Source organism: Citrobacter sp. CK194, from assembly GCF_030333395.1.
Taxonomy (GTDB): Bacteria; Pseudomonadota; Gammaproteobacteria; order Enterobacterales; family Enterobacteriaceae; genus Citrobacter_B; species Citrobacter_B koseri.
On record NZ_JAOWGA010000019.1, the window covers coordinates 1,051,113 to 1,070,964 of the forward strand.

Genomic DNA, 19,852 nt, shown 5'->3' on the forward strand with positions numbered 1-19,852 from the left:
GGTTTAACATGAAATTACAGCAGCTTCGCTACATTGTTGAGGTGGTTAATCACAACCTTAATGTCTCTTCCACCGCCGAAGGGCTTTACACCTCCCAGCCGGGTATCAGTAAGCAAGTTCGTATGCTGGAAGATGAGCTTGGCATCCAGATTTTCGCGCGCAGCGGTAAACACCTGACGCAGGTGACGCCAGCGGGGCAGGAAATTATTCGCATTGCGCGCGAAGTGTTGTCCAAAGTCGATGCCATCAAGTCCGTGGCGGGCGAACACACCTGGCCGGATAAAGGTTCTCTGTATATTGCCACCACGCACACTCAGGCGCGCTATGCGCTGCCAAATGTGATCAAGGGCTTTATTGAGCGCTATCCTCGCGTTTCATTGCATATGCATCAGGGGTCGCCCACGCAAATCGCGGAAGCGGTTTCGAAAGGGAATGCCGACTTCGCTATCGCCACTGAAGCGCTGCACCTGTATGACGATCTGGTGATGCTGCCATGCTACCACTGGAATCGCTCTATCGTCGTCACGCCAGAGCACCCGCTGGCCGCTAAATCATCGGTGACGATTGAGGAACTGGCACAGTATCCGCTGGTGACCTACACCTTTGGCTTTACCGGGCGCTCCGAGCTGGATACCGCGTTTAATCGCGCCGGGCTGACGCCGCGTATTGTCTTTACGGCAACCGATGCGGACGTGATAAAAACATACGTCCGGCTTGGCCTGGGGGTTGGGGTGATTGCCAGCATGGCCGTCGATCCAATTTCCGACCCGGACCTGGTGCGTGTCGATGCGCATGATATTTTCAGCCATAGCACCACGAAAATTGGTTTTCGCCGCAGCACGTTTTTACGCAGCTATATGTACGACTTTATTCAACGCTTTGCGCCGCATCTGACGCGCGATGTTGTGGATACCGCCGTGGCCTTGCGTTCTAACGAAGAAATTGAAGCCATGTTTAACGATATTAAATTACCGGAAAAGTAATCACGCGCGTGAGTTTTCAGGTATCTCCAGACACGAGGAGATACCTGAATAACCACTAAATTTATGGATTATGGTTTTCGTTTTTTCTGCGATCATATTACCTGCATGGTATTCATGGAAAAGCGCCAGTAAAGTAGTTTCGAATTACCCGCCTCGCAAATTCCGCCTTTCAAATATTTATTTCCGGTCAAAAGATTGATTTATTCATGGGAAACGATTCGTAAATTCACTGGATTTTTGACTAAAGTTTCTTTAGGATTTGTCTCATCTGATGATTAATTGTACCGATTGTTTGGTGCTGAAATGATAAGTGATGCCGATTGTATGAGGTTAGCAATGCCTTCTGGAAACCAGGAACCCCGCAGGGACCCCGAGCTTAAACGCAAAGCATGGCTGGCGGTATTCCTCGGCTCTGCGCTGTTCTGGGTTGTGATTGCGCTGGTTATCTGGCAAGTGTGGGGGTAAGTCATGGTTTCGCAGGAACATCAGCAACCCTCAACGCCAGCACGCCAGCCTCGTGATAGCGTGAAGGAAGCGCGGAGCGAATGTGTGACGAATATTCCAGAATCCTGGAAACTCACACAACAGCAACAGGCATTTATTGATTCATTCGCTGAAGATGAGCAACAGAAACAATAATTGGCGATTTTTTTAATCATCATTTCCAGTACAGGTCATTAACATCCCGTACTGTATTTCCTTATACACCACAGCAATAAGCGCTGAGTAAATCTCAGCATAAAGTATTAAACAAATGTCGGTGTAGCCTATGCAAACTGTGAATCTTAAATATTGGTCATGGATTGGGGCGTTCTCAGTATCGCTCTTGTTCTGGGCTCAACTTATCTGGATTGTCTCTTTCTGATCGTATGCCGGTAAATGCCCGATGGCGCAACGTCATCGGGCCTGCGCATGCCGATTCCCGTCCGTAAGGTTTCTCCTCTTTTATCAATTTGGGTTGTTATCAAAACGTTACATTCTGTTTGTGTTATCTTTAATACTAACCCTGAGGAGAGTCAGGGTATCCAACCCTGTTATTAAGGAGGAGCTATGTCGTCAACCCTACGAGAAGCCAGTAAGGACACGTTGCAGGCCAAAGACAAAACCTATCATTACTACAGTCTGCCCCTGGCTGCCAAAAAACTGGGCGATATTACCCGCTTGCCCAAGTCGCTAAAAGTTCTGCTTGAAAATCTGCTGCGTTGGCAGGACGGTGACTCTGTTACCGAAGAAGATATTCAGGCGTTAGCCGGGTGGCTGAAAAAAGCCCATGCCGACCGCGAAATTGCCTATCGACCCGCCCGTGTATTAATGCAGGATTTTACCGGTGTCCCGGCGGTGGTGGATCTGGCCGCCATGCGCGAAGCGGTCAAACGCCTCGGCGGGGATACTGCGAAAGTGAATCCGCTATCCCCGGTAGACCTTGTTATTGACCACTCGGTAACGGTTGATCGCTTTGGCGATGATGACGCTTTCGAAGAGAACGTGCGTCTGGAAATGGAACGCAACCATGAGCGCTATGTGTTCCTGAAATGGGGGCAACAGGCTTTTAGTCGCTTCAGCGTGGTGCCGCCAGGAACCGGGATCTGCCACCAGGTGAACCTGGAGTACCTTGGCAAGGCCGTCTGGAGCGAATTGCAGGCGGGAGAGTGGGTTGCATACCCGGACACGCTGGTCGGCACCGACTCCCACACCACGATGATTAACGGCCTTGGCGTGCTGGGATGGGGCGTCGGGGGGATTGAAGCGGAAGCCGCGATGCTGGGCCAGCCGGTTTCAATGCTCATTCCCGATGTTGTTGGCTTCAAGTTGACCGGTAAGCTGCGTGAAGGTATCACCGCGACCGACCTGGTGCTGACCGTGACCCAGATGCTGCGTAAACACGGCGTCGTTGGTAAATTCGTTGAATTCTACGGCGACGGTCTGGACTCCTTGCCATTGGCCGATCGCGCGACGATAGCAAACATGTCGCCGGAATATGGCGCGACCTGCGGCTTCTTCCCGATTGACGGCATCACCCTCGAATATATGCGTTTAAGCGGCCGTAGCGAGGAGCAGGTTGAGCTGGTCGAAACCTATGCCAAAGCGCAGGGGATGTGGCGAAACCCTGGCGATGAACCTGTTTTCACCAGTTCGCTGGAACTGGATATGGGGGATGTCGAGGCGAGCCTTGCCGGGCCGAAGCGCCCGCAGGATCGGGTTGCGCTGGCAGATGTGCCGAAAGCCTTCGCCGCGAGCACGGAGCTGGAACTGAACACCGCGCAAAAAGACCGGCAGCCAATCGATTATGTTATGAACGGCCATCAATACCAGCTCCCGGACGGCGCTGTCGTGATTGCAGCTATCACCTCCTGTACCAATACTTCAAACCCCAGCGTGCTGATGGCCGCCGGTTTGCTGGCGAAAAAAGCGGTAACGCTGGGACTGAAACGGCAGCCGTGGGTGAAAGCCTCGCTGGCGCCGGGATCGAAAGTGGTCTCGGATTACCTGGCGCAGGCGAAACTCACGCCTTATCTTGATGAACTTGGCTTTAATCTGGTGGGGTATGGGTGCACCACCTGTATTGGTAACTCCGGCCCACTGCCGGAGCCTATCGAAACGGCAATCAAAAAGGGCGACTTGACGGTGGGCGCGGTACTTTCCGGCAACCGTAACTTTGAAGGCCGAATCCATCCGCTGGTGAAAACCAACTGGCTGGCGTCGCCGCCGCTGGTTGTTGCCTATGCGCTGGCGGGCAATATGAATATTAACCTGGCGAAAGAGCCGCTGGGCCACGATCGCAAAGGCGATCCGGTTTATCTGAAGGATATCTGGCCTTCCGCGCAGGAGATCGCCCGCGCCGTTGAACTGGTGTCGTCGGAAATGTTCCACAAAGAGTATGCCGAGGTTTTTGAAGGGACGCCGGAATGGAAAGCGATCAATGTTGATCGCTCAGACACCTATGGCTGGCAGGATGACTCCACCTATATCCGCTTGTCGCCGTTCTTTGACGAAATGCAGGTTCAACCCGATCCGGTGGAGGATATTCATGGCGCCCGTATTCTGGCCATGCTGGGTGATTCCGTCACCACTGACCACATCTCCCCGGCGGGCAGTATAAAGGCGGACAGCCCGGCAGGGCGCTATTTGCAGAATCATGGCGTTGAGCGTCGGGACTTCAACTCCTACGGTTCGCGCCGTGGAAACCATGAAGTGATGATGCGCGGTACGTTCGCGAATATTCGTATCCGCAACGAAATGGTTCCCGGCGTTGAAGGGGGAATGACCCGACATTTGCCGGGGACGGAGGTGATCTCCATCTATGATGCAGCGATGCTGTATCAGCAGGAGAAAACGCCGCTGGCGGTGATTGCGGGTAAAGAGTACGGTTCCGGTTCCAGCCGTGACTGGGCGGCCAAAGGCCCGCGTTTGCTGGGTATTCGCGTCGTGATTGCCGAGTCGTTTGAACGTATTCACCGTTCAAACCTGATTGGTATGGGGATTCTACCGCTGGAATTCCCGCAGGGCGTTACGCGTAAAACGCTTGGGTTAACCGGTGAGGAGACAATTGATATTGCCAGTCTGCAAAACCTGAAGCCTGGCGCCGCCATTCCGGTGACGTTAACCAAAGTGGATGGCAGCACAGAGGTGATTTCGTGCCGGTGCCGTATCGATACCGCAACTGAATTAACCTACTACCAGAATGACGGCATTCTGCATTATGTGATTCGTAATATGTTGCATTAAGACATAAAAAAGGCCTGATGGCGCGGTGCTCATCAGGCCTTTAATAGCAAAAATTTATTTACCCAATAAATGCCCCATCTTAGCGGCTTTGGTATCCAGATAGTGTTCGTTATTTGGGTTACGGCCAACAATCAGCGGTACGCGCTCAACAATATTGATACCTGCTTCCGTCAGAATTTCGACTTTCTTCGGGTTATTGGTCAGCAGACGGACTTCATCGACGCCCAGCAGTTTAAACATATCGGCGCACAGGGTGAAATCACGCTCATCGGCGGCAAACCCCAGCTGATGGTTGGCTTCCACGGTATCGTAGCCCTGATCCTGCAACGCGTAGGCGCGAATCTTATTGAGCAGGCCAATATTACGTCCTTCCTGACGGTGGTAGAGCAGAATACCGCGACCTTCTTCCGCGATATGCGTCAGCGCCGCCTCTAACTGAAAACCACAATCGCAGCGCAGACTAAACAATGCGTCGCCGGTCAGACATTCTGAATGGACGCGAGCCAGGACAGGGGTTTGACCAGAGATATCGCCATAAACCAGCGCGACGTGGTCGTGTCCGGTTGCCAGTTCTTCAAATCCCACCATCAGGAAATCGCCCCATGGGGTTGGCAGTTTGGCTTCTGCCACTCGTTTAAGCTGCATGTATTTCTCCAGATAATGCTGGTGTCATCGCCAATTGGCTTCTGTATGTTTCTATTTTGCCATAAGGCGGCGGACTTCACCTAATCGCTGCCGTGCGATCGCTTTTGGAATGGCACAAATTTGTCAATTTTCCGGCACGCCAGGTTTTCAGTTATGATTGTGGCACTTATCGACGAAAGGAGAGGTCATGCTTTCGATTGCGAAGCGCACAACCGTAGGCGCTGCTCTGTTGCTTGTGATGCCGGTTAGCGTATGGATTTCAGGCTGGAACTGGCAACCCGGACACTCGGTCTGGTGGTTAAAATCCTTATACTGGGTGACAGAAACGGTGACGCAGCCGTGGGGAATTATTACGCATGTGCTTCTGTGCGCCTGGTTTCTTTGGTGCCTGAGATTTCGCCTGAAAGCCGCAATGATGCTTTTTGCTATTCTGGCCGGTGCGATCCTGCTGGGGCAGGGGGTAAAATCGCTGGTGAAGGAGCGGGTGCAGGAACCCCGACCCTTTGTTGTTTGGCTGGAAAAAACGCACCATATTCCCGTTGATGAGTTCTACACTTTAAAACGTAAAGAACGCGGGCACTTAGTCAGAGAACAACTGTCCGGGCAGCAGGATATTCCGGCTTTTCTGCGTCAACACTGGCAAAAAGAGACCGGATTCGCGTTTCCTTCCGGGCATACCCTGTTTGCCGCAAGTTGGGCGTTGTTGGCGGTAGGACTATTATGGCCGCGCAGGCGTACCCTTACGATTGCGATTTTGTTAGTCTGGGCGACAAGTGTTATGGGCAGTCGCCTGTTGTTGGGTATGCATTGGCCGCGTGATTTAGTTGTCGCGACGTTGATATCCTGGCTTCTGGTGACGCTGGCGACCTGGCTTGCTCAGCGCATTTGCGGGCCGCTTACGCCACCCGTTGAAGAGGCTCGCGAGATAGCGCAGCGGGAGCAAGAACGTTGACGGTGGTTGATTTTCCGTAATTTGCCCTTAAATCATGAGTGGACAGAACGCTTTTCCGTTTCGCGCGCGTCGCGAAAATGGTAATTTAAAGGGCTGAATGCGGTAAGTTGAACACGATTTATTCGCTCAAACCACATAACGGGAAGTAATGTGAAATATTTACTCATTTTCTTACTGGTGTTGGCGATTTTTGTTATTTCGGTGACATTGGGCGCGCAGAACGATCAACAGGTAACGTTTAATTACCTGCTGGCTCAAGGGGAGTACCGTATTTCTACGTTGCTTGCCGTTTTATTTGCCGCAGGCTTTGCTATTGGTTGGCTAATTTGCGGCCTGTTCTGGCTGCGTGTTCGCGTCTCCCTGGTGCGTGCCGAACGTAAAATCAAACGACTGGAAAACCAGCTTTCGCCTGCGACCGACGTTGCGGTATCTGCCGATTCGTCGGTTGTGAAGGAATAATCATTTATGCTGGAGTTGTTGTTTCTGCTTTTACCTGTAGCGGCAGCCTATGGCTGGTATATGGGTCGCAGAAGTGCGCAACAAACAAAACAGGACGAAGCTAACCGTCTTTCTCGCGACTATGTGGCGGGGGTTAACTTCCTCCTGAGTAACCAACAGGATAAAGCGGTGGATCTGTTCCTCGACATGCTGAAAGAGGATACCGGCACCGTTGAGGCTCATCTCACTCTTGGAAACCTGTTTCGTTCTCGCGGTGAAGTAGACCGCGCCATCCGCATCCACCAGACCTTAATGGAAAGCGCGTCGCTGACTTATGAGCAGCGTCTGCTGGCTGTGCAGCAACTGGGGCGTGATTACATGGCGGCCGGGTTGTATGACCGGGCGGAAGATATGTTCAACCAGCTCACGGATGAAACGGATTTCCGCGTAGGGGCGTTGCAACAGCTGTTGCAAATTTATCAGGCGACCAGCGACTGGCAGAAAGCGATTGATGTGGCTGAGCGGCTGGTGAAGCTCGGCAAAGATAAGCAGCGCATTGAGATCGCACATTTCTATTGTGAACTGGCGCTGCAACAGATGGGCTGCGATGATATGGATCGCGCCATGACGTTGCTGAAAAAAGGTGCCGCCGCAGACAAAAACAGCGCCCGTGTTTCTATCATGATGGGCCGTGTGTTTATGGCAAAGGGGGAATACGCCAAAGCGGTGGAGAGCTTACAGCGGGTTATCTCCCAGGATAAAGAGCTGGTCAGTGAAACGCTGGAAATGTTGCAGACGTGCTATCAGCAGCTTGGTAAAAATGATGAATGGGCGGAGTTCTTACGTCGGGCTGTGGAAGAAAACACCGGCGCCGCCGCTGAGTTGATGCTTGCCGATATTCTGGAAGCGCGGGAAGGGCACGACACTGCGCAGGTCTATATTACTCGCCAGTTACAGCGCCATCCGACCATGCGGGTGTTTCATAAGCTGATGGATTATCACCTCAATGAGGCAGAAGAAGGACGCGCGAAAGAGAGTCTGATGGTGCTGCGTGATATGGTCGGTGAGCAGGTACGCAGCAAGCCGCGTTATCGCTGCCAGAAGTGCGGGTTTACCGCCTATACCATGTACTGGCATTGTCCTTCCTGCCGGGCGTGGTCGACGATTAAACCTATTCGCGGCCTTGACGGGCAGTAGTTTAAAAAAAAACTGTATTTTAGTTACAACATTCTGTTAGTTTTTACCTGTCCCTCACGCTGACATCCGGGCAATATCGCCTCGCAGAGGTACAATCGCGCCTGTTCATTTTGCCCTTGCGCAGGTAGAATGCACGCCGTTTACCCATTTCGCGCCGCACCCGGTGCCCATCATCAAGAAGGTCTGGTCATGACGTTTACTGCTTCATCTTCTTCCCGCGCTGTTACCGATTCTCCTGTCGTTGTTGCTCTGGATTACAATAATCGTGATAACGCGCTGGCTTTCGTCGACAGAATCGACCCGCGTGATTGCCGCCTGAAAGTCGGCAAAGAGATGTTCACGCTGTTCGGCCCGCAGTTGGTTCGTGATTTGCAGCAGCGCGGCTTCGATATCTTTCTTGACCTGAAATTTCATGATATTCCAAATACCACGGCACATGCCGTTGCGGCGGCGGCAGATCTGGGCGTATGGATGGTTAACGTCCATGCGTCGGGTGGGGCGCGAATGATGACCGCAGCGCGCGAAGCCTTACTGCCGCTGGGTAAGGATGCGCCATTGCTGATTGCGGTGACGGTACTGACCAGCATGGAAGCCAGCGATCTGGCGGATCTTGGCGTGACGTTGTCACCGGCTGAGCATGCGGAACGTCTGGCGCGTCTGACGCAAAATTGCGGGCTGGATGGTGTGGTCTGCTCGGCGCAGGAAGCGGTGCGCTTTAAGCAGGAATTTGGCGCAGAGTTTAAACTGGTAACGCCGGGTATTCGTCCTCAGGGATCTGACGCTGGCGATCAGCGCCGTATCATGACGCCGGAACAGGCGCTGGCGGCGGGCGTGGACTATATGGTTATAGGACGACCGGTTACGCAGTCTGCTGACCCTGCGCAAACCCTGAAGGCCATTAATGCATCACTGAAACGGGGAGCCTGATGAACAATTCTGACAACCGTCTGGTCTATTCCACGGAAACGGGCCGGATTGACGAACCGAAAGCGGCGGTTGAACGCCCAAAGGGTGATGGTATCGTCCGTATTCAGCGCCAGACCAGTGGGCGGAAAGGTAAGGGGGTGTGCCTCGTTACCGGCATTGATATGGATGATGCTGAACTGACCAAACTGGCCGCAGAGCTGAAGAAAAAATGCGGCTGCGGTGGGGCGGTTAAAGAGGGAATAATTGAAATTCAGGGCGATAAGCGCGATCTGATTAAATCATTACTGGAAGCCAAAGGAATGAAAGTTAAACTGGCGGGCGGCTAATGAAAAAAGCCACGATAGTTATTTATCGTGGCTTTAAATTTCACTGTGTATATTTAGAGTAAAGACCTGTAAAGAATTACCGTATTATTATTTCGAGCCGGTCGACCGTAGATTATTTACCTACCTGATGGCCGATAACACCACCTACCGCAGCCCCGCCTAGCGTACCCAGCGTGCTACCGTCAGTTAAAATAGCACCGCCCAACGCCCCAGCCCCTGCACCAATCGCAGTGTTACGGTCACGTTTAGACCAATTAGAGCAAGCGCTCAGAGACATCGCCAGGGTAATTGCCAGAACAGCGGCGGTCATTTTTTTGCTCGTCATAAACATAATACTTTCTCCTGAATAATTGATTCACGGAAGTAAGTTCTCTTTAATTATAGCTAAAATGATGTTCATTAAAGCCATTAAAGAGACTGTCCGCAAAACCTTGTTGCGCAGGGGTAACAGCTTAAAATCACGCAGGTGATAGTCACTTCCTGTTATATCGCTAATATAAATTTTACGACTTTACCCTGTTAATAACAGGTAAATAGTCTTAATTAGATTGTCGGAAAAATCTCAGAGGGGAAAGATGATTTGCCATCCGGCAAATCATCTGCAATGCGCTCAGGCGCGAGGTTCGATGATGTTCACCGTCAGCCCGGTGCGTTCCAGTTGCATTTGATGGTCCGCACTTATTCTGGAATCGGTGATAACGCGGCTAAAACGTGTTAACGGCCCCAGCGTATAAGGATGTACTGCGCCGAATTTAGAGCTGTCCGTCAGAACAATGGCTTCAGAGCCTTTTTCCAGTACGGCATTAACCACATCCGATCGCATCATGTCCCGTCCGGTAAAACCGGTATCCGGCTGCCAGCCATCGATACCGATGAAGGCCTTACTGAAGTGAACCTGCTGGATAAACTGGCGGGTCAATGGCCCGACCATACTTTCACTTTTTTTCTGATAGATTCCGCCAAGGAGGATCACTTCGCACGGCGTCTCTTTGAGCAAGTGAGCGATATAGCTACTCACCGTAATAATGGTGACATCCTTTTGTTCCGCTAACGTTCTGGCCAGCAGGGCATTGCTGCTGCCGTTTTCAATAAATACGGATTCGCCGGGGCTGACCAGTGACGCGGCAAATTCAGCCAGTTCGCGTTTGAGCGTGTAATTGGTCATCATGCGCGTTTCGACGTCATCGCTGTCCAGCGAGACGGCAAAACCGTGCGCACGGCGCAGATAGCTCTGTTTTTCCAGGGTGTTAAGATCCTGTCGGATCGTGACTTCAGAGACGCCGGTGATTTTTGCCAGCTCAGCCACGCTCATCTGGCCTTTATCAATGACCATTTGCAAAATTGATTGTTGTCGGGAATTCATAATTTTAATTTTTATAACGGTATCAGTACCGGGGAGTATAAGGGATGCTGCGTTTCCTGAGTCAGGTGCCACGAAAAGCTCGCGTCACTTAGATCTCCCACGGAGCCCGGGGTTTCGTCGAGGAGGCGTCGGTATCTTCTTTCACCTGACTTAACAACTCCGCCTTAAGAATTTCAAGGTTGTGGATGGCTGAGTGGTAATCGCCAGCAACAAGGATATCCAGCACGGTATCAATGCGTTCGGCAACACGTTGGGCGTCGATATCAGACATGGTTATCATCCTTACGTCAAAAATGTATGAATTTCATGATGCAAAAAATAATGCCAAAAGAGAAGGGGAAAAACAGGATTCGCCAAAACCATTGGGTAATATTATATATTCTGTTATTACATGCAGATAAGTTTGTTACCAGAGGCCTCTTACCCTGTCCCGAACGCCTGTTTTTTGCCCACCTCAGCGCATCTTTTTATTCAGATAACGTTTATACCAGCGTTCAAAAGCGGCGGCGGGCATGGGTTTGGCAAACAGGAAACCCTGGCGCTCGTTGACGCCATTCTTGGTTAAAAACGCATCTTCTTTTGCGCTTTCGACGCCTTCCGCAATCACCTGTAGATTTAACGCCTGCGCTACGGCGACGATCGCGCGTACTAACGATTGCGAAACCGACCGCTTATGAATGTCTCTGACAAACGTCTGATCCAGCTTGACCGCATCAATGGGGAAGCGGGCAAGCTGAGAAAGCGACGAGTAGCCGGTGCCAAAATCGTCCAGATGTATCTGTGCGCCAAGCTGGCTGAATTGCTGGATGACGGTCAGCGCCAGCTCTTCGTTTTCAATCAAACAGCTTTCTGTCAGTTCGACATCAATCGGGCAATATTCGAAGTTCAGTTCATGAAGCACCTGCTTCAGGTCGGTAAAAATAGTTTGATCCGCGAGCTGGCGGGCGGATACGTTCACCGCGACGCGAAGGTTGATGCCTTTGCTGCGCCATTTGGCGACCTGCCGTACAACATCCATCATCACCCATCGCCCCAGCGGGACAATCAGCCCAGACTCTTCGGCGTAGGAGATAAACTCCAGCGGGGGAATTAACCCGCGTTCCGGTGATTGCCAGCGCACCAGCGCTTCGAGGCTGCGGACTTCGCCGCGCCAGGTCATCTTCGGCTGGTAGTGGATCAGGAGCTGATCGTTTTCCAGCGCTTTGCGCAGATTGGTGTCCAGCCAAAGATACTCAAAGACGCGCTGGTTCATCTCGGGAGAGAACACGCAAAACTGTCCACGTCCGCCTTCTTTCGCGGTGTACATTGCGGTATCCGCATTACGAATCACGCTTTCGCTGTCATGCCCGTGCTGCGGCGCAAGGGCGATACCGATAGAACAGCCGGTATACACCTCGATAAGGCCAATGCGAAAGGGTTGACGCAAGCGTGTGAGAATTCGCGACGCCATGGCCTCCAGCGACCCTTGCGAAGTCTGCGTGGCGAGAACGATAAACTCATCGCCGCCGAGGCGGGCCAGCAGTTGATTCTCCTCAAGGCAACTCAGGATCGCCAGCGAGACGGCCTGTAACAGCTGGTCTCCAAACATATGCCCGTAGGCGTCGTTCACCCTTTTGAAGTTGTCCAGGTCCAGATAGACGATACCAACCTGATTGTCGCCCGCGTTTTCAATGGCATCGTTAATCAGCTCATGAATGGCATTCCGGTTAGGCAGCCCGGTGATTGTGTCCGTATTCGCCAGTACGCGTAAACGTTCCTGCGTACGCCGCTCCTCGGTAATGTCGGTGCCTGAACAGATTAAAAAGATTTCGTTCTTACCGCTGCCGCTATGGACAAATTTATTCCGAAACAGAAACAGGCGCTGGCCTTTGCGGGTCTTTACCCAGCGTTCGATCTCATAAGAGTTGCCGTTGCGGAAAAAACCGCTGATGTTGCGCCTGGAGGCCGCGGCTTCGCGCCGGCTCATAAATAATTTGAAGACGCTTTGCCCAATGACGTCATGCTCTTTTAACCCGGTGTATTCTTCGCAAAGACGGTTAAAACGCTGGATATTCCCGCGGCTGTCAAGGATCACGATCGCTGAGTTGGCCTCTGATACCACCTGCTCGGCAAAGGAGAGTCCCAGAACGGCCTCCTGCGTATCTGAGGGCGCATCATGCCAGACCGATACGTTTCCTGCCCATTCGCGCTTGTTGATTTTTCGCCCGACAAGTTGCACGGGAACGGCATTATGTTCACCGGGAAGGGTGAGTAACAGACTTGACGTGATGACGGTCATCTCCCGGATGCGGTCAGCCTGCTCGGAAGATAACGCAACGGTCTGGTCAGCGTCGGCAGCCTCAGTCGCGGATAAACGCAGGGTGTCGCAGTCATCCGATAAACGCCAGTAAGGGCTATGGGTTCCCAAATCGCTAAACAATGAAACAGGCTCCAGAACGTCTTTCATGATGCTTACCATCCCGTTTAAAGCGCATACAGCCTCAGGAGAAAGGTTAGCCATGATTCGTACGAGGTAATTATGGCTGAACATATTGTTTTACTTATGTATTTATATGTAATCCAGATTCAGAAAAAAGCATAGCGAGCGGATAAAAATAATTCTGAACGGATGAGTGAAGTGTAGCGTGCGGTGGGTGGGGCGGGCAGAAAAAAAACGGCCTTTCCGGTTAAAGAAAGGCCGCTACATCAAAAACGTCAGGCGACAGGCCGGGCGATAATGCTACGGGTTTCCATGCGAACTTCCGCGATCGTTACATCGATCACATCCGTTACTTTGTATACCGTTTCACCTTTGATCTGCACGGTGCCGCTTTCCTGGCTGCAAACCAGCTCGTCACGTACGGCATGCAGGAATGGCGCCGGGATAAAGGCCATTGCGCCATTATCGACCAGGCGAACGCGCATCCCGCCGCGGCTGATATCAACGATTTCCGCCGCAAAGCGTGTTTCTGTACCGGCTTTATCATTCAGGAAGCGCGCATATAACCAGTCTCCGACGTCACGTTCCGCCATACGGTTCAGGCGGCGGCGTTCGGCCATCTGCTGCGTTGTCTCTTCCTGCGGACGCGCGATGGTTTCGCCTTTGATGACGGCCTTCAGCAGGCGGTGGTTAATCATGTCGCCGTATTTACGAATCGGAGAGGTCCAGGTCGCATACGCTTCCAGACCCAGTCCAAAGTGAGGGCCCGGTTCGGTGCTGATCTCTGCGAATGACTGGAAGCGACGAATACGGCTGTCCAGGAAACCGGATGGTTGGGCATCCAGCTCGCGGCGCAGTTTGCAGAAGCCTTCCAGGGTTAATACGTCTCCTGCGTCAACGTGCAGTCCATGTGTTTTCAACAACGCTGCCAGCGCGTCGGCGTTGGCCGGGTCGAAGCCCATGTGAACGTTGTAAATACCAAAGCCCAGTTTGTCGCGCAGCACGCGGGCGGCGCAAATGTTCGCCGCGATCATGGACTCTTCCACAATGCGGTTCGCAATGCGGCGAGGTTCCGCGACGATATCCAGCACTTCGCCTTTCTCTCCAAGAATAAAGCGATAGTCCGGGCGATCTTTGAACACCAGCGCATGGTTGTGACGCCATTCGCCACGGCTCAGGCAAATGCGCTGGAGCAGGCGGATCTGTTGGGCGATAGCGTCACTTTCAGGCTGCCAGCTGCCGGTATTTTCCAGCCAGTCGGAGACATTGTCGTAGGCCAGTTTGGCTTTCGACTTGATCGTGGCCGCAAAGAAGGTGATGTCATCTTCAATAGTGCCGTCGGCGGCAATGGTCATGCGGCAGGCCAGTGCCGGACGAACTTCCTGCGCGCGCAGGGAACAGAGGTCGTCAGACAGTTCGCGCGGCAACATCGGGATGTTGAAGCCCGGCAGATAGTTGGTAAACGCCCGGATTTTTGCGATGTTATCCAGCTTGCTGCCTTCCGCAATCCACGCGGTCGGATCAGCAATCGCAACCGTCAGTTGCAGCTTACCTTCGCCCAACTCTTGCGCATAAAGGGCGTCATCCATGTCTTCGGTGCTGGCGCTGTCGATAGTGACAAAATCCAGCGCGGTCAGATCCTGGCGTACCAGACCTTCATCAAGCATTTCTGTCGCCGCGCCGTTCGGCGCTTCTTTTTCGAGATTATGGCGAGCCAGCGTGACCCACCACGGTACGAAGTGGTCGTCGGCGAAGGTGATGAACTGGGTTAACTCGGCGTAGAAAGAGCGGTCGCCTTTCAGCGGATGACGGCGCATTTCAGCAACGGCCCAGTCACCCTCTTTAAATTCGTGTTCCACGCCACGGGCGGCACGGCATGGGATAGCGTCTTTCAGCAACGGATGATCCGGTACGATGGACAGACGATCGTTTTTACCCTGGATTTTGCCCACGAAGCGGGTCAGGAACGGCTCGATCAGTTCTTCTGGCTCGGCGGACTCGCGTTCTTTTTCCGTATGGATCACCGCGACAATACGGTCGCCATGCATGACTTTTTTCATCTGCGGCGGCGGGATGAAATAACTTTTTTGTGCATCGACTTCCAGGAAGCCAAAGCCTTTTTCCGTGGCTTTTACCACCCCTTCAGCACGCGGCGTCTGGGAATGTAGTTGCTGTTTAAGCTGCGCTAGCAGCGGGTTGTCCTGAAACATAATTGTCTATTTTCGTGGCCAAAAGAGCGGCTGACAGTTTTACGCGATTCTGCCTGGCGCAGCAAGCGCTCTTTCAGTAAAGGCGCGGTTAATGTGTTTCGCCCAACGCGATTTTTAAACGGTTCAACCAACCGCACAATCCGCACCAGCCCAGCAAGTTGACGGCCTGTTCCAGTGACGCCCCTTGTTCGAGTAACGGCGTGAATTGCGCAGCGCTAAAACGATCGGGCGCCCTGGTCAGCCATTGTATCGCTTGCGTGACAGGACGCTCAACCGGATGTTGGCTTTCCCAGTGCTGTATCTCCCGTTCACCCCGGCGGAACACCGAAATTGTCTCTGCCCATTCGCCCGCGTGGCGTGACTGTTCATTAAAACAGGCGACGCTGCCATTGATGCGCGACGTGAGCAGCGTGGCGAGCGAGAGCGACGCCGGTGGCGCATCCGTACGCAGGGCGCTGGTGAGCAGTGTGCCAAACAAAGAAAGCAGGGCGGGTTCGTGAACCAGGACTGGCGCGAGCGTCAGCAGTTCTGCAACCGGCTGATGGTGAGACAGGCACTCCAGCTGTTCGGCGCTGGCGTAACGTATTTCCACGCCTTCCTGAGCCGGGTGCCATTGCGCGTCCTTTTCCTGGAAAAGCTGCGCATCGGCGAATTGCTGTATATCCAGACCCGGCACCCAGCGAACGGGGTGTCCATGATAAGCCTGAAATATCGCCACGACGCGCGCCTGAAAACCCACAAAACCAATAATCTGGTTTATCAGAATGATGTCGCAGGTCGTCAGACCCACATCGTCAAGATGCTGGCGGTCGCGGGCATTAATGACCGCAGGGGAACTGGCCAGTTGACGCGCGTATTGCGTGATTTGCGCCAGTCGGTGGTTACTCTCCCGGGAAGAGTCCGGGCCGGGAAGCGGGGTCAGTCGCGCGGCGTAATGGTTACAGAGCCGCTGTACGCCATAGACCTGGGCAACGGTCAATGCGGTACTCATCCGTTCATAGGCGCTGAACGTGTGGAGACGATTCTGTGTGACGCGCTCGGGAAAGAGGCGTTGAGCAAGTTGACGGGCAGGGTGCAACCAGGACTGAAAGGGTAAAAGCACGTCTTCGGCGATCGCTAAATCCAGCAGAAAACTGTCCTCGACGTTCGCGGCTTCCGGCACCAGCGGGAGAACCTCTTGCGGATAAGTGCTGGACTGGGTTTCATGATACCAGTGGCTTTTGCCTTCAATTCGGCGTTGTTCCATGGGCGTTCCTTGGTCTAAAAGTGGCGACCCGGACACGTCGTCGTCGAATCACGCCGGATCGTTTTCGCTGCATTATCCTGGCGTAAGCAAGAGAGGGGATAAAAGATTGTTAGGTGATAATAAATATCAGAATGATATATACCGCGATGCGACAGCGCGCGAAGAATGGAAGGGGGTGAAAGGCGTCATCAGAGAAGGGAATAATGGGCGACGCTGCGCCGCCCATTGAGGGAAGTGAAACGATTATTTCAGTTCCAGTTCGTTCATGGCTGCGATGCTGAAACCGCCGTCGACGTGAACGACTTCACCGGAGATACCGGCAGACAGATCGGAGCACAGGAAGGCGGCAGAGTTGCCCACATCTTCAATGGTAACAGTGCGGCGAATCGGCGTAACCGCTTCGCAATGCGACAGCATTTTACGGAAATCTTTGATGCCGGACGCGGCCAGAGTACGGATCGGACCTGCGGAGATTGCGTTAACACGAACACCTTCCGGGCCCATCGCGTTAGCCATGTAACGCACGTTTGCTTCCAGAGACGCTTTTGCCAGACCCATGACGTTGTAGTTCGGGATTGCACGCTCAGCACCCAGATAAGACAGGGTCAGCAGGGCGGAACCCGGATTCAGCATGGTACGGCAAGCTTTTGCCATCGCCACAAAGCTGTAAGAGCTGATGTCGTGCGCGATTTTAAAGCCTTCACGGGTAACGGCATTCACATAGTCGCCATCCAGCTGATCGCCAGGCGCGAAGCCGATAGAGTGAACGAAACCGTCGAATTTCGGCCAGACTTTACCCAGCTCGGCAAACATAGCGTCGATGCTGGCATCTTCAGCTACATCACACTGCAACACGATGCTGGAATCCAGTTGAGCGGCAAACTCTTCCACGCGGCCTTTCAGTTTGTCGTTCTGGTAGGTGAACGCCAGTTCAGCTCCTTCGCGGCGCATCGCCTGAGCGATACCGTAGGCGATGGACAATTTGCTGGCAACACCCGTTACCAGAATGCGCTTACCGGAAAGAAAACCCATAGCTTTAATCCTTATAGTCATTACTTATTTTTTGCTTTTAATATCAATAAATTAAAAGCAACATTTCAAAGTTATTCGAAATTAGCTCGAAATTATATCCCACTCACAGCCCTTTGTGTCACGATATTTTTCCGTCATTTCCCGTGACTTAGCTCCGGGGCGGCGCAGGACGAGCCTGTTTACTTTCGATATTTTCCTGCATCCGTCCAGTATATCACTCGCTATCAGGTTCGCCTCATCCAACCAGCACGAGCGGGTGACGCGCTGCGAATATAAGGGATAAATACATTTGGACGAATCATAATGGTTGCATGACTAATTCTACTTATGTATTATTCGCAGCCGGTTCGTTATGACGCGTAAGTGCGTGATAACTCACAAGAACCGTCAAACCGCCATTAGCTCATCTGGAAGAGCGAACGACATTTATTGTGGGTGTTGTAGGGAACGGGGTTCGAGGCCTCGATGGCGGCCCAGGCCGACTTAGCTCAGTAGGTAGAGCAACTGACTTGTAATCAGTAGGTCACCAGTTCGATTCCGGTAGTCGGCACCATTTCAAACGTTTCCAGTGTTTTCTGACTTCATAAAAGCCCGCGTATCGCCGTTTCTTCTCTCCCGTCAAAACCGCGCTTCAACGGGAAAGAAGAGTCTGAACTTACGGTTTACCTGCCAGTCGAGACCTTTTCAAATCGATAAAACAGGTTCGGCTCACTCATAATATAAATGTTGCCGGCCTTATCCATCGACACGCCTTCAGGTTGCGGGATATCTTCCTCAAGACCATTTTCGCCCTGCGTTAATGACATCCGGCGCAGCACATTGCCGTTCAGGTCTATCTCTGTCAGGCTGCGTGACTCATCAGATAAGATCAGCAGATGTTCACCGTGGATGTGAAGGGCGGAGATATCGTCTACGTCCAGATTTTTAATCAGATCATCCAGTGGGACGATCTCAGAAAAATGAGTAAGGCCGCCGTCGCTTTGGGTTCGGTACAGCATGACCGGTTTACGTTCTTTGGCGAAATAGAGTTCATTTCGTCCGGCCATCCAGGCAATGCCTTCGATTCCCCGATTGCGCGCGTTCTCAAACAGGTCTGTTTCTATTTTTCTCACTGACCTGATGTCCAGATCCTGGCTGAGCTGGTAAACATACATCGCGGAGTCTGCTTCATCGACCAGTAAGTATGTCCCGTTACCCACGTATTCAATTGATTCAGCATCTTTAATCCGATCTGCGATGCTTTTTCTGGCGAGTATTTCTCCATTTTTAGACAGTTTGAGGATGGTGGCGGGTCTGTTGAGGGTGGCGACAAAAACATCTTCTTCGGGCACGTAGCTCAGGGAGGATAAATTGTCGATCCCGGACAACGGTTTTTTGAAGTCCAGAGTGTAGCCGAATGCCGGTTCAGTCTGGTTGTCAGCGCGAGTGAATGCGAAAGCGGACGCCAGTAGCACAGCCAGCGCCAGACACAGGATCAGCCAGGAATATTTTCTCATGGGCGCTCCTGCATTCGGGGCGCGTGGTGGATGGCCAAATGGCCGTTAATTGGTTCAGACAACAACATCATAACGCTCCTTCAGGCTAGCGATCTTTTCGCCAGGCGTCGGCGGTGAGGGCTTCGCCGAAGTGTCCTGCGATCAAACGGCGGGTGAGTTCATGTAACGGAGAGGCGAGAACATCAGCAGTGCTGCCGCGTTCGACCACTTCGCCCTGATGCATGACCAGCACCTGATCGCTGATGTGTTTCATCATCCCCAGATGCTGAGTGACGTAGATATACGAAATCCCCTGTTTTTCCTGGAGTTCCAGCATCAGGTTGATGAGCTGCGAGCGCATCGACATATCGAGCGAAGCCAGCGCTTCGTCGGCGATGATCACCTTCGGGCGTAAAATCAGGGCGCGGGCTAATCCCAGACGCTGTTTCTGCCCTGGCGCCAGCATGTGCGGATAATAGCTGACGTGGTCAGGGAGAAGGCCGACCATCCGCATGGTTTCAATAATCTGCTTACGTCGCTGCTCCGGTTCCAGATCGGTATTCAACCGCAGCGGGAAATCCAGAATCTGCGAGATGCGCTGTCGTGGATTGAGTGACGTTGACGGGTCCTGAAAAATCATGCGGATGCGCTGGCTGCGAAACGAGTAGTCGCCGTATTTCAGCGGATGATCGTCAATCAGCAGTTCGCCGCTGGTCGGCGCGATCATTCCTGCCAGCATTTTCGCCAGCGTGGATTTGCCGGAGCCATTCTCGCCAATAATGGCGAGCGTCTGGCGTTCGCGTAAGGTGAAGCTGAGCGGCTTTACCGCCTCGACGGTCTGACGCCGGAACCATCCTGTACGGTAGCGGAAGGTTTTACTCAGGTTACGCACTTCGAGCAGGGTTTCCACCAT

General features: G+C 52.8%; 20 protein-coding genes and 1 tRNA gene. 11 read left to right on the forward strand and 10 right to left on the reverse strand.

Translation table 11 applies throughout. The features are described 5' to 3' along the window. Positions 1-8: 8 nt before the first annotated feature. From cysB to acnA, 5 genes are all read left to right on the forward strand, one after another. Positions 9-983, forward strand: coding sequence for an HTH-type transcriptional regulator CysB (cysB, locus tag OGX80_RS21025; protein ID WP_012132231.1), 975 nt, complete (start codon positions 9-11; stop codon positions 981-983). Between the two features lie 303 nt (positions 984-1,286). After that, positions 1,287-1,448, forward strand: coding sequence for a YmiA family putative membrane protein (locus OGX80_RS21030; protein WP_012132233.1), 162 nt, complete (start codon positions 1,287-1,289; stop codon positions 1,446-1,448). A gap of 3 nt (positions 1,449-1,451) precedes the next feature. Next, the gene (locus OGX80_RS21035) at positions 1,452-1,622 is read left to right on the forward strand and encodes a YciX family protein (protein ID WP_096753854.1); all 171 of its coding nucleotides are present in this window, start codon (positions 1,452-1,454) and stop codon (positions 1,620-1,622) included. Between the two features lie 130 nt (positions 1,623-1,752). Further along, on the forward strand, positions 1,753-1,848 hold the full coding sequence (gene ymiC / locus OGX80_RS21040; RefSeq protein ID WP_223849120.1) for a small membrane protein YmiC: 96 nt from the start codon (positions 1,753-1,755) through the stop codon (positions 1,846-1,848). A 185-nt stretch (positions 1,849-2,033) separates the two neighbouring features. Then, positions 2,034-4,709, forward strand: a complete 2,676-nt coding sequence (acnA, locus tag OGX80_RS21045; RefSeq protein ID WP_047463548.1) for an aconitate hydratase AcnA — start codon at positions 2,034-2,036, stop codon at positions 4,707-4,709. Positions 4,710-4,763: 54 nt separating this feature from the next. On the opposite strand, the gene ribA is transcribed toward acnA, so the two are convergent. Further along, the gene (ribA, locus tag OGX80_RS21050; RefSeq protein ID WP_012132238.1) at positions 4,764-5,354 is read right to left on the reverse strand and encodes a GTP cyclohydrolase II; all 591 of its coding nucleotides are present in this window, start codon (positions 5,352-5,354) and stop codon (positions 4,764-4,766) included. A gap of 187 nt (positions 5,355-5,541) precedes the next feature. Here ribA and pgpB point away from each other — a divergent pair, with 187 nt between their 5' ends. The 5 genes from pgpB (at position 5,542) to yciH (ending at position 9,194) form a co-directional block, all read left to right on the forward strand. Beyond that, complete coding sequence (pgpB, locus tag OGX80_RS21055) at positions 5,542-6,306, forward strand: phosphatidylglycerophosphatase B (protein ID WP_112002050.1); 765 nt, start codon at positions 5,542-5,544, stop codon at positions 6,304-6,306. A 150-nt stretch (positions 6,307-6,456) separates the two neighbouring features. Then, positions 6,457-6,765: a lipopolysaccharide assembly protein LapA gene (gene lapA, locus OGX80_RS21060; RefSeq protein ID WP_047463550.1), complete on the forward strand. Its 309-nt coding sequence runs from the start codon at positions 6,457-6,459 to the stop codon at positions 6,763-6,765. Between the two features lie 6 nt (positions 6,766-6,771). Continuing rightward, positions 6,772-7,941 (forward strand): lipopolysaccharide assembly protein LapB, encoded by a 1,170-nt coding sequence (lapB, locus tag OGX80_RS21065; protein ID WP_012132243.1) that lies wholly within the window; start codon positions 6,772-6,774, stop codon positions 7,939-7,941. 189 nt (positions 7,942-8,130) lie between these two features. Then, on the forward strand, positions 8,131-8,868 hold the full coding sequence (gene pyrF / locus OGX80_RS21070; protein WP_110494909.1) for an orotidine-5'-phosphate decarboxylase: 738 nt from the start codon (positions 8,131-8,133) through the stop codon (positions 8,866-8,868). Then, a complete protein-coding gene (gene yciH / locus OGX80_RS21075; RefSeq protein WP_058669222.1) occupies positions 8,868-9,194 on the forward strand; it encodes a stress response translation initiation inhibitor YciH in 327 nt (108 codons plus the stop codon). Before pyrF ends, yciH begins: the two co-directional genes overlap by 1 nt. Before the next feature lie 112 nt (positions 9,195-9,306). Here the strand turns inward: yciH and osmB are convergent, their stop codons facing one another. The 7 genes from osmB to fabI all read right to left on the reverse strand — a co-directional run bounded on the left by osmB (position 9,307) and on the right by fabI (position 17,464). Further along, positions 9,307-9,525 carry an osmotically-inducible lipoprotein OsmB gene (gene osmB, locus OGX80_RS21080; protein ID WP_012132246.1) on the reverse strand — a complete coding sequence of 73 codons (219 nt, stop codon included), beginning with the start codon at positions 9,523-9,525 and terminating at the stop codon, positions 9,307-9,309. 279 nt (positions 9,526-9,804) lie between these two features. After that, complete coding sequence (gene yciT, locus OGX80_RS21085; RefSeq protein ID WP_024130303.1) at positions 9,805-10,557, reverse strand: DNA-binding transcriptional regulator YciT; 753 nt, start codon at positions 10,555-10,557, stop codon at positions 9,805-9,807. Between the two features lie 88 nt (positions 10,558-10,645). Next, the gene (locus OGX80_RS21090; protein ID WP_024130304.1) at positions 10,646-10,828 is read right to left on the reverse strand and encodes a YciZ family protein; all 183 of its coding nucleotides are present in this window, start codon (positions 10,826-10,828) and stop codon (positions 10,646-10,648) included. A 183-nt stretch (positions 10,829-11,011) separates the two neighbouring features. Then, a complete protein-coding gene (gene pdeR / locus OGX80_RS21095; RefSeq protein WP_047463555.1) occupies positions 11,012-13,003 on the reverse strand; it encodes a cyclic di-GMP phosphodiesterase in 1,992 nt (663 codons plus the stop codon). A gap of 248 nt (positions 13,004-13,251) precedes the next feature. Beyond that, positions 13,252-15,186, reverse strand: coding sequence for an exoribonuclease II (locus OGX80_RS21100; RefSeq protein ID WP_060816072.1), 1,935 nt, complete (start codon positions 15,184-15,186; stop codon positions 13,252-13,254). A gap of 88 nt (positions 15,187-15,274) precedes the next feature. After that, the gene (locus tag OGX80_RS21105) at positions 15,275-16,432 is read right to left on the reverse strand and encodes a carboxymuconolactone decarboxylase family protein (RefSeq protein WP_115181593.1); all 1,158 of its coding nucleotides are present in this window, start codon (positions 16,430-16,432) and stop codon (positions 15,275-15,277) included. Positions 16,433-16,675: 243 nt separating this feature from the next. Beyond that, positions 16,676-17,464: an enoyl-ACP reductase FabI gene (fabI, locus tag OGX80_RS21110; protein WP_024130306.1), complete on the reverse strand. Its 789-nt coding sequence runs from the start codon at positions 17,462-17,464 to the stop codon at positions 16,676-16,678. Positions 17,465-17,941: 477 nt separating this feature from the next. On the opposite strand from fabI, the gene OGX80_RS21115 reads away from it, so the two are divergent. After that, positions 17,942-18,017, forward strand: a tRNA-Thr gene (locus OGX80_RS21115). Between the two features lie 109 nt (positions 18,018-18,126). On the opposite strand, the gene OGX80_RS21120 is transcribed toward OGX80_RS21115, so the two are convergent. Next, positions 18,127-18,960 (reverse strand): SdiA-regulated domain-containing protein, encoded by an 834-nt coding sequence (locus OGX80_RS21120; protein WP_115181594.1) that lies wholly within the window; start codon positions 18,958-18,960, stop codon positions 18,127-18,129. Between the two features lie 85 nt (positions 18,961-19,045). Next, positions 19,046-19,852, reverse strand: coding sequence for a peptide ABC transporter ATP-binding protein SapF (gene sapF / locus OGX80_RS21125; protein ID WP_012132256.1), 807 nt, complete (start codon positions 19,850-19,852; stop codon positions 19,046-19,048).

Coding starts and splice junctions, on each gene's coding strand:
- OGX80_RS21035 (WP_096753854.1), top strand. CDS start 1,452: ATGGTTTCGCAGGAACATCAGCAACCCTCAACGCCAGCACGCCAGCCT.
- acnA (WP_047463548.1), top strand. CDS start 2,034: ATGTCGTCAACCCTACGAGAAGCCAGTAAGGACACGTTGCAGGCCAAA.
- OGX80_RS21120 (WP_115181594.1), bottom strand. CDS start 18,960: ATGAGAAAATATTCCTGGCTGATCCTGTGTCTGGCGCTGGCTGTGCTA.
- ribA (WP_012132238.1), bottom strand. CDS start 5,354: ATGCAGCTTAAACGAGTGGCAGAAGCCAAACTGCCAACCCCATGGGGC.
- OGX80_RS21090 (WP_024130304.1), bottom strand. CDS start 10,828: ATGTCTGATATCGACGCCCAACGTGTTGCCGAACGCATTGATACCGTG.
- OGX80_RS21030 (WP_012132233.1), top strand. CDS start 1,287: ATGATAAGTGATGCCGATTGTATGAGGTTAGCAATGCCTTCTGGAAAC.
- yciH (WP_058669222.1), top strand. CDS start 8,868: ATGAACAATTCTGACAACCGTCTGGTCTATTCCACGGAAACGGGCCGG.
- cysB (WP_012132231.1), top strand. CDS start 9: ATGAAATTACAGCAGCTTCGCTACATTGTTGAGGTGGTTAATCACAAC.
- ymiC (WP_223849120.1), top strand. CDS start 1,753: ATGCAAACTGTGAATCTTAAATATTGGTCATGGATTGGGGCGTTCTCA.
- OGX80_RS21100 (WP_060816072.1), bottom strand. CDS start 15,186: ATGTTTCAGGACAACCCGCTGCTAGCGCAGCTTAAACAGCAACTACAT.
- osmB (WP_012132246.1), bottom strand. CDS start 9,525: ATGTTTATGACGAGCAAAAAAATGACCGCCGCTGTTCTGGCAATTACC.
- pgpB (WP_112002050.1), top strand. CDS start 5,542: ATGCTTTCGATTGCGAAGCGCACAACCGTAGGCGCTGCTCTGTTGCTT.
- lapB (WP_012132243.1), top strand. CDS start 6,772: ATGCTGGAGTTGTTGTTTCTGCTTTTACCTGTAGCGGCAGCCTATGGC.
- OGX80_RS21105 (WP_115181593.1), bottom strand. CDS start 16,432: ATGGAACAACGCCGAATTGAAGGCAAAAGCCACTGGTATCATGAAACC.
- pyrF (WP_110494909.1), top strand. CDS start 8,131: ATGACGTTTACTGCTTCATCTTCTTCCCGCGCTGTTACCGATTCTCCT.
- pdeR (WP_047463555.1), bottom strand. CDS start 13,003: ATGAAAGACGTTCTGGAGCCTGTTTCATTGTTTAGCGATTTGGGAACC.
- sapF (WP_012132256.1), bottom strand. CDS start 19,852: ATGGTGGAAACCCTGCTCGAAGTGCGTAACCTGAGTAAAACCTTCCGC.
- fabI (WP_024130306.1), bottom strand. CDS start 17,464: ATGGGTTTTCTTTCCGGTAAGCGCATTCTGGTAACGGGTGTTGCCAGC.
- yciT (WP_024130303.1), bottom strand. CDS start 10,557: ATGAATTCCCGACAACAATCAATTTTGCAAATGGTCATTGATAAAGGC.